This is a genomic window from Marinagarivorans sp., from assembly GCF_982758155.1.
Genome location: NZ_CEXWTU010000193.1, coordinates 1 through 9,617 on the forward strand (window position 1 = coordinate 1; position 9,617 = coordinate 9,617).

At 45.1% G+C, this 9,617-nt stretch carries 7 protein-coding genes and 1 pseudogene; 6 read left to right on the forward strand and 2 right to left on the reverse strand.

Annotation, left to right across the window (positions count from 1 at the left end; translation table 11 throughout):
* Together AC3A8L_RS16675 and AC3A8L_RS16680 are read left to right on the forward strand one after the other, a co-directional pair.
* The coding region (locus tag AC3A8L_RS16675; RefSeq protein WP_487963403.1) for a hypothetical protein at window positions 1-253 on the forward strand (253 nt) is incomplete at its 5' end.
* A gap of 231 nt (window positions 254-484) precedes the next feature.
* A complete protein-coding gene (locus tag AC3A8L_RS16680; RefSeq protein ID WP_487963404.1) occupies window positions 485-1,519 on the forward strand; it encodes a heme-binding protein in 1,035 nt (344 codons plus the stop codon).
* 525 nt (window positions 1,520-2,044) lie between these two features.
* Here the strand turns inward: AC3A8L_RS16680 and AC3A8L_RS16685 are convergent.
* The gene (locus AC3A8L_RS16685; RefSeq protein ID WP_487963405.1) at window positions 2,045-2,302 is read right to left on the reverse strand and encodes a hypothetical protein; all 258 of its coding nucleotides are present in this window, start codon (window positions 2,300-2,302) and stop codon (window positions 2,045-2,047) included.
* A gap of 486 nt (window positions 2,303-2,788) precedes the next feature.
* Between AC3A8L_RS16685 and AC3A8L_RS16690 the strand changes: the two genes are divergently transcribed.
* Both AC3A8L_RS16690 and AC3A8L_RS16695 read left to right on the forward strand, forming a co-directional pair.
* Entirely contained in the window at window positions 2,789-5,254 is a 2,466-nt protein-coding gene (locus tag AC3A8L_RS16690; RefSeq protein WP_487963406.1) for a TOMM precursor leader peptide-binding protein, read from the forward strand.
* 13 nt (window positions 5,255-5,267) lie between these two features.
* The gene (locus tag AC3A8L_RS16695) at window positions 5,268-6,221 is read left to right on the forward strand and encodes a Gfo/Idh/MocA family oxidoreductase (RefSeq protein ID WP_487963407.1); all 954 of its coding nucleotides are present in this window, start codon (window positions 5,268-5,270) and stop codon (window positions 6,219-6,221) included.
* An 11-nt stretch (window positions 6,222-6,232) separates the two neighbouring features.
* On the opposite strand, the gene AC3A8L_RS16700 is transcribed toward AC3A8L_RS16695, so the two are convergent.
* Entirely contained in the window at window positions 6,233-8,281 is a 2,049-nt protein-coding gene (locus tag AC3A8L_RS16700; protein WP_487963408.1) for an alkaline phosphatase family protein, read from the reverse strand.
* 339 nt (window positions 8,282-8,620) lie between these two features.
* Here AC3A8L_RS16700 and AC3A8L_RS16705 point away from each other — a divergent pair, with 339 nt between their 5' ends.
* On the forward strand, window positions 8,621-9,136 hold the full coding sequence (locus AC3A8L_RS16705) for a hypothetical protein (protein WP_487963409.1): 516 nt from the start codon (window positions 8,621-8,623) through the stop codon (window positions 9,134-9,136).
* Window positions 9,133-9,617: pseudogene (locus tag AC3A8L_RS16710) on the forward strand (hypothetical protein); the annotation flags it as partial. The gene AC3A8L_RS16705 and the pseudogene AC3A8L_RS16710, both read left to right, overlap by 4 nt.

Below are 9,617 nucleotides of genomic sequence, written 5' to 3' on the forward strand. Positions count from 1 at the left end.
TGCAATAGCCAGCTATTACGCCATATTTTCGCCTCGTCAAGCAAGCACCCAAAAATCCAAATTCCAGCAACTTATTCCGTGCACGCCCCTAAGCGCCTTAATCGAGGTGAAAAATTTCTATGCCACCCTCTTGTTAATGCCGCCTTTCTCTTATTATTTAAAATTCCTGTCACCAAATACCCTATTCTGGCTGGCGTCATCATTGTGTTTTTTCTTCAATTTCGCTGCTTCTTCGGCACTGTGGACGCTGTAATACCGTGTAATGTGATATTGCATTTCTTCTGCGTACTATTGCGCAACGCAAACGGAAATGCCCCTCCCTAAATCCTAATGGATCGCCTGTTAATAGTGCTGGTGATTCATCGGGCGGTTTATAGCAAGCGCTGCATTTATTTTTCTTACCCATACTCGGTTATATGTTTCATCGAAATACCTCTGGAGGTATCTGGGGGACATAAACGTTTTTAATGTAGGTAGAAGGTCTATGAGTGAATTAGATAAAATGTCTGACGACGTTAAACAGTTAAGTGGTTCAGTTGATCAGCTGGAGCAAAGCATTCGCGCTTCTCGTGGTGGGTGTCCTATAAATCATGGTGCGAGCACTACACCGTTCCCCGATATTACAACGCCTATTCTTCGTTCCGATGGTGGCGAGTGTAGCCCAGAGATATTAGCTAAACTTGGCCCTTTGGCCGCATTAATCGGAACGTGGGCGAGCACAAAAACAACCGGTTTTTGTGTGATGCCACTACCAGAGGCGACAGCGCCGAATAAGTTTATTCTAAAAAACTTTTCATATTTTGAAGAAATCACCTTTAGCGCTTTGGCTGGAAAAGTGGCAAATCGCGGCGGTACGTACGAACAAGATTCATATACGCTATTTTACGAGCAGCGTGTATTTTTCTCGGGCCCGTCTCAGGAAAATCAATTAGTCCATGCTGAAAATGGCACGTGGTTGCACTTACTCACGGCACCACAGCTACAAGGCCCCGTTGGTGGAGCTCCAATACCAACCCCGCCAGCCCCGTTACCTATCCCAGAGCAAGATCCTGAGCTTACTATCGTTAAGCAGGTTTCGATTCCCCATGGGAATTCTATGTTGGCGACCGGTAATGTTGTTCGCACCGACGGCCCGCCAACGATTCCTGTAGTGAGTTGTTTACCGATCAATGCCCCAGAATCATATAACGCGGCTTATGGTTCGAATACGCCATCAAATCCGAATGTTAATCCGAATATTGTATTAGAAGAGGCGCTCAAAAATAGCCCGGCAGTGCATCAAACTTTTACCTTTGATGTGGATTCAAACCGCAGTGGTGGCATTGCAAATATTCCCTTCATTAAACAGCATGCGGATGTTACGCAGTTTACCAACCAAATGTGGCTAGAGCAGTTAGTGACAGGTGAGTGGCAAATGCAGTATTCGCAAAACGTTAGTTTAACCTTCCCAAGTACGCAGGGGAGCGAAAAAATTGTATTCCCCCACATATTGGCGAACACACTTAGACGGGTTCGGTAATCGATCTGCTGCGGATAATTTTTAATATTACCCGTGGCGTTGCCATGCTTTCTTACGCCTTAGGTCAGACTAAGGGGGGCAATATTGATTCATTTAAAGGTTGATATCGACATCCTTACCTTCGTGCTCAACGGCCTCGGTAAGAAAGTCGATCGCTTCACCTAATGAATAAATTATTTCGTCTCCCCCCTAAATCGCTAAGTTTTCCGTTAGTGAGGTGGATTCTTTGGTGTAGAAAATTTCTGTGTTTATTTGATTTAAGAAGTTTGACGGTTTTTTGTATTTCTTATGAAAAATAAAAATAGAAAAAATTCACCGTATACACCGGTATGCGGTCAACTATATGAAGGAAAGTACAATGAGTGATAACGAGATTAAGCAGTTAAAGGTAGAAATTACCGAATTGACATCCAAGATCAAAGAGTTGGAGGATTTAGTTCAAGGGACTGATGGCGTTAAAAAATGCGAGGCTTGCGTAACAACATTGTGTATGCCGTGTACACCGTGCGCACCATGTACCTTATGTTACCCCTGTATTGTTAGCCTTTGCGCTACGCCACCTACAACGTTGTGCACCCCTTGTATTGTAAGTTTTTGTGCTACACCGCCCACAACATTGTGTAACCCTTGCATTGTTAACTTTTGTGCCGCACCACCGACTACGTTATGCAATCCTTGCATCGTTAACTTTTGTGCAACACCGCCGACTACGTTATGTAATCCGTGCATAGTGAATTTTTGCGCTACGCCGCCTACAACGTTATGTGTCCCTTGTATTGTCAATTTTTGTGCCGCGCCACAACCCGGTAATGTTGTATGTGCCGTTTGTGACCCTTCTTCGCAAGGGGTTGTTAAGTGTGCCCAGTGTGTATATACGCAGTGCGCGCAATGCTACCCCACACCGCAGTGTGCACCTTGTGTGGTTTTTTGTGCACAGTGCGACCCGGCAGCAACGCATTATGCACCTACACCTTGCGCACCTTGTAATACGCCTGTGTGTTGTGCGCAGTGTGTACCGACGGGGCCGCTGTGTTGTGTTCAGTGTTCACAGTCAGGCCCTTACTGTTGTGCGCAAACGGCGCAAAGCGGTCCCTTGTGTTGTACGCAATGCCAACCGTCTTGGCCACCCACTCAATTATGTGTAACCTGTGATCCATGTCGGCCGCCGGTGTATTACTGTGCATTGAGTGCTACAGGTAGTTAATGTTTTATTAAGTACCCCAAAACGGTGTTTTGGGGTTTTTCTTGTTTTAAAAGGCTAACCTCATTATGAAAAAACTTCGATTAACACCGGCAGCCATTGTTACGCCCAACGCGAATGGTATTTTGCTACAGTCGGACCTTGGTGCTTTTCAATTGCATGGCAGCGATATTAGTGACTTTGTAAGCCGTGTAATACCTATGCTGGATGAGGCTACCCATGATGAAAATGCTATTTGTGAAGAATTAGCGGAATACGATAATAGTAGTATTAAAGATATTTTAACGTTACTCGCAGTGAAAGGCCTTATTGAGGAGGTGCTTGAAACCGAAGCCTTCCATCCGCCTTGGCAAGCGCATTCACGTTTTATATCGGCGTGGCCTGCGACAAATAAAAAACCGGCAAGCCAGTTATCGGAACAAAAAATTCTAGTGATTGGTTTAGAGCCTTGGTCGGCTAAGATGGTCGACGAGCTAGCCAATAGTGGTGTGGGCACCATTCATATTCTAGACAGTGAAGTATTGAGCATTGATGATGTTTTATGTCATCGTCCTTATGGAGAGCAATCTATAGGGTTACCGCGGGCGCAAGTATTGTGCAGCGTGCTTGAGCGCGAAGCCCCGTGGTCCAACGTTAGCCACGAGGCATTAGCTTTAAATACAGACGAATCTTTATCACTAACGTGCACCCATGATTGGGATTTGGTGATTGTTACCTTGGCGCCAGAAGCACAATATTGGCTTTCTAAAGTGTCTCAGTTTGTGCACCAGCAAGGCTTAAAAACACTTTATGGCTGCCTTGATGGTTTAGAAAGTTGGCTTGGTCCTGTTGTCGATTCGCAAGGGGATGGATGTTGGAACTGTCTGCGTTTACGCCGCCTAGGCAGCGATAAACAACCTGAAATGGCCCATCTTTTAGAGAGAAGTGCATTCGATAGTCAATCGACACGACGTGCACGCAGTATGCTCAGTTCTATGGCCGTATTGACCGGACAGCAATTAGCGCTGGAGGCGACCAAATTATTATTGGCCTTTACCGAATCCGATTTATACGGAAAAGTATTTGTTCAAAACTTGGTAACGCATGAGAGTAATCATCATAAAATTATTCCAGTACCGTGGTGTGACACTTGCGGTTATGCGCATCCCACCAACAAAGCCGCAAATGATAATACCGACGACGCGCAAAAGCCTGCTCATTATGCAGCGATGAGTGCCGTAGCGGCGTACACGCCCAATACACAAAATCCTTTAAATACCGTCAAAAGTATCGATGAGCTTAAAGCGTTATTTGCCGGTTGGATTGACCCTAAAATGGGTGTCATCAAAAAATTCACAGGGCATTTAAGCGACTTGCCGGAGTTCCCCCGCACAGCATCGGCGAACTTATCGTCATATACCGCAGGAAGTTACGATCCACGCAACCAAGGGCAGGTAGGCTCCGGAAAAGGCTTAGATGAAATATCCGCACATATTAGTGCTATTGGCGAAGCGATAGAACGCTATTCCGCCGCACGTTACCATGTGGGAAATTTAAAATATGCGGCTATTAATCAATTACACGGTGAATATGTTGACCCGGACACTTTAGTTTTGTATTCGCAGAAACAGTACGCAAGTACGAACTTTCCTTTTTCTAAGTGGAAGAAAAAACAAAAAATTCATTGGGCCAAAGGCACCTGGTTGGGAACGGATAGAGAGGTTTCTGTGCCGGCATTAATGACCTATTTTAATTTTAAATGTCCCTATGAAGAGCAATTCAGCCAAGTGTCTTCTAATGGCTTAGCTGCAGGGCAAACACATGAGGATGCGGCAATTCGTGCAACTTATGAATTGATCGAACGTGATGCCATGATGTTGACGTGGTATGCGCAGTTGCCGTGTCAACGATTACAGATCGACTCCCATTACACGGGCAAAATGCGAATACTGATTGATAGCCTACAAGATAAAGGCGTTGCGCTAGAGCTGTACGTGCTTGATGTGGGTCTACATGTGCCCACTGTGGTGTGCTTAGCTTTTGGCGATGGTATTACAACGCCGGCGGCTTCAGTATCATTAGCAACACATGGCGATATACATGTTGCGATGCAAAAAGCGTTGCTCGAGCAAGGGCATGTTATGCCTTATTTATGTTATTTAATGGCATCTAACCGTACGCGCCTACAAAGCGTCGCGGATGTAAGATCGTTAGAAGATCATGCCGCCTATTATTTTTCACCGAATCATTTATCCGCGTTCGATTTTATGCGACAACCACAATCTGAAGCTATGCCAATTTCGCAGTGGTCTTACCCTAAGGTGGAGGGGATACAAGATTTAAGGTCACGTGTAATCAATGCTGGGGTAGATATTGCGGTGGTCGATGTTACCGCACCGGATGTTCATTTAAGCCCGTTTAAGGTGGCGCGTGCTGTTGGTATTCATATGCAACCCATACATTTTGGCGAGCAATATAAACGCGTTGATAATCCGCGTTTACGCAAATTGCTCAAGGGCAATGCCGTTAATAATAATCCTCACCCAATTGCTTAATTTAAGGACTTCCATGAAAGCGCTTGTTGTTGGTACAAATTATGGTTCAACCTATTTGCGGGCATTAAAACTCGCAAACGATGGCATTAACCTTGCCGGTATATTGTCGACGGGAAGTGAGCGTTCCAAAAGTTACGCTCAAAACTTAAGTATTCCTCACTACAGTAATGTAAGCGAGCTAGCGGATAATGCGATAGATATTGCTTGCGTCGCCGTGCAAGGGCAAGCGGCTATCGATATTGCCTTAGCTTTATTGGATAAAAAAATTCATGTTATTTGCGAGCATCCGCTGGATGTGCAACAAATGGGCTTGTGTTTAACCAAAGCGGCTGAAAAGGGCTGTGTTTTTCACGTTAATGGACATTTCGCCGAAGCCAGTGCTTGCCAATCTTTTATCAAGGCGCATGCCACTGCAGCACAGCAGAGCCCGTGCATGCATTATGAGATGTCGGTGAACCTGAGAACCTTATACTCGGCTTTAGATATTTTGGGGCGTACTTTAGGATCGTTTGATGGGGTAGAGGTAAGGCCTGTCGCTAAGACGGGCCAACATGTTTTTTTCGAAACAGTCACGCTAGTTGCACCTGCTGCGACGGTTTCATTGTTGTGTCAAAATTTCTCGTCAGCTAAAGATGACGGCACTTCCACATTAATCAATCATCGTTTAAGCGCTATATTTTCGCATGGCAACTTGTTATTGGCGGAATCTAATGGCCCCGTATTATGGTTTCCAACACCTGTCGCCTTACCCCCTGAAACATGGCGTAGCAGCATGCCCGTGGACATGACATCCTACAGCCAAATGGAGCTTAGCCAAGCACGTGATTACGCCACTTTAGGCAGTGTGTATAAATTGGCCGAGCAGATAACAAAGGGAGATAGGCCGGTAGAGCAAGAGCCGGAATATTTACTGAATTTAGCCCGGGTGTGGGAGCAGGTGCTAGCGGAATTAAACGCTAACACCTAAGGGGCGAGCAGTTACTGTTCGCCGTTATATTCACCATTACAAAACATCATTTTCTGGGTGGTGAGATCCTGCCAGACGAGTGTCATTGTATGCCCGTTAGAGGCAAGACTTAGCGGGCTGGTTGGGCTTAAATTTACGGTACTTATCGTCTTTTCAAGTGTCCAGCCGGCTTGGTTGATAGTGCCAAACCCGTTGCTGCGTTGATCGCTGGCAGTAAAAATTCCAGTAAGTCCAAAGGTTGCCGTGTAGGCTGCTGGAGTGTCCTTATAGCCGCCACGGTTAACGATGTGCATTTCACCATCGATTGCAGCTAATGCCATACCGCCGAAACATTGATAATTATTCTGCATTGCGCCCATCTTTTTGGAAAAATGCCCTACGTGTATATCGAAGGGTGACCATTGGTGTAGTGAGGTATTATTTTCTGGCACAGGTTCGTCATTGAAATCAACAGCATTAAAGGCGTTAAAGGGCGCAGTATTAAAGGATGTCATCCGCATATGGCGAGTATTACGTTCTTTGTATACAAGATAGACTGAGCCTCCAAGTTGAGAAATTGCCATGGAGCCATCAGTGAATTGGCCGACTGATTGTGGTTCTGCGGTTAAGAATGACTGTGTTTTTAACGCGACTTGATCAATGCTTAAATATTGTATTTCACCATTATCGCGAGTAAAACAAAGCATCAATTTATCTTCATCGTTAGCTATGTCTAAGTAGGTGCTGAGTGCAATGCTCGTGCTGCTTCTGGCTTTTAAGGGGAGGGGGGCACTCCAGTTGTTGCAGGTGTCGCTGCATGCATAGTAAAGCTTACCCTGCTCACCAGAAAAAACCACATGCAGCTTATCTTTTAAACTGGAGACGGCAACGAGCCCCGTTGTTATTAGCCCTGTATCTTGTGGTGTAGACCATTGGTTTTCGTGAAGCATTGTGGTGGCAAGTACACCTTCACCTCGATCAAAAATAACATGCGTGTTTCCGTTGTAATGCGTCGCTTCCATTGTGCCTGTGATGGCGATGTCACTGGTAATAGGGCTTTTCCAACAGAATTTTTCTTGCCACAGGTCACGAATATAATTGGCATCGCGGTCATTTTTATTTAAGTGGCCCAGCGAAAAATTACGTTCTACGGTTCTAATAAAACTATAGTGATTTAATGGTGTGTCAATCCTTGTATTGGGTGTAATCATATCGCCGAGTAATACGGTGTAAATTTGATTAGGTCCATCGTAATTCGTATCAAAACCTTTCGCGTCGTAATCGGCTTCGTCAAAGGTGACAACAATAAGAGTGCCTTTAGGAACTCGAGATTCCTTCCATGCGGTTTCAGGGTCGGTTAATAATTTATCAATGTCGATGTTTAATCCGATATTCTCGACACCAGCGCTGTTCGCGCCTTGTACTTTTTCTGCGGGTAAGTCGCCTAAAAAAACATTTTCTAGCCAGCCGGCCATTTGGGATACCAATAATGTCCTTGGGTTGGTGCTTGTATGAGTGTTGTACAGGTAGTGGCCATCGTTCCATATGTCTGGCGTGAACCAGCTGTATTGCGGCAAATTATTCCCTTTGTTTTCTAAGTCTTGCCAGAAGGTGTTTTCACTGACTATTTTATTCCAACGTGCCTTGTCTTTTTGAATACGATGAAAAGACGCAAAGGCATTATGCTTACGAAAATAACGCGCGAGCTCTGTACTGTTATCGGGTGATTCGTTGATCGGTTGTGCGCGGGATGAGTAATTTGATTTTTCCCATGCCGGGTTCCAGAGCGATTCGGGATAAGCTTCCATATAGGCTTTCCACGAAACATTCTTTTCCTCTAACAGATCGACCAACGTTTTTTGCGGCAATGGGTTGGCAGGCGGTGTGTCGTTTGTGACGCCACACACCTCACCAGCTAGGGAAGCAAGGTAGTTGGTTTGCGACGGATGAAATGCACCGAATGAGTTCGTGAGTTCGGCCCCGGCTGATGCGAGCTTACGCATAAATGGATGCTGAATGACATAGCTACGGTATTGGTTTTCAAACATTACAATCAGAATGCGTTCAAAGGCTTGGGTCATGGCTGGTGTGCTCGAAGATGTCTATGAGATATATTTTCCATTTAACATAGCATGTTATTTCTGGCTTTGAAGCCGTCAAAAACTATCAATGTAAAAATTCTCCAGCGTTGTAATGCGATGTAATAGATATATTCTGCGTGACTGGGTAGACTCCAAAAGCTTTGATTGTTGATACGCTTTTAACGTGGCAGGCATGTTATTTTTGTGGCACGCGTGAGTTTTTTTGCTCAAAATTTGCACGAGAAATACTTGGTCACACCTGATTGTATTACATGGCTATCACATATTAATGCGTTTTTATCTCTGCATTCTCATTGATTATTATTAGGGGTATTTATAGTGACTACGGCACCAAATCCTACATTACAAAATATTGCGACTTGTTCTGATGGTATTAAGTTATTTGTTGAGTTATCCAATCTGTTGTCGGGTTTTGATACGGCAGAGCTTTGGGGCACCGGTATGGTCGAAGCCTATTACGATGAAGTCAATTTAATTATTGGTGAGCGTGAAATGGGTAAGTTGTTGGGCGCTTTCACGGCATTAGGGGAAAACCAAGAAGCACGAGAAGGCAATATAGAAACGCATATTCTTGAAGATGATCGTTACGGCCCTGTAGCCCGAAATATTATTCGGTTGTGGTATTTAGGTGCTTGGCAGCAGCTGCCTCGTGAATGGCGTAACTTGTATGGCGCCACATCTTTTGATACCGACCATATTGTGAGCGCTAAGTCTTATCAGGAAAGCCTGGTCTGGATTGCTGGGGGTGCTCATCCGATGGGGGCGAAGCAGCAAGGCTTTGGGGCTTGGGCTAAAAAACCCGAAACTGAAAACACCTCGGGAGTAAAGCCATGAGTGTTAATTTAGACCAAACTTTTGATGTTGTTATTATTGGTGCTGGGATTGCTGGTGCTACTGTTGTTAAATCGATAATCGATGAGAAAGGCTCAGCCAAAAAAATACTGATTATTGAAGCTGGGCGCAGTACGGGAATGAGTGCGGATAAATATCAGTCCCATGTTTTGGCGTATCAGCAAGCCGAAGCTAAACTCCCCAATTCCCCTTATGCCGATAACCCCAATGCAATGCAGCCCTCGGAGGCTTCGTTGCGGCAATTGGTGTCGCAGCCCACGGCTAATCAAAAGCCGATAAGTTATACCGATAGCGAAAGCGGTTACATGATACAGAAAGGTCCGCTGCCGTTTTCCAGTTCCTATACGCGCGCTTTAGGCGGGACTACATTACATTGGTTGGGTACGACTTTACGTATGTTGCCCAATGATTTTAAATTGCAAACGCATTATGGCCACGGTGTTGATTGGCCCATAAGCTATGA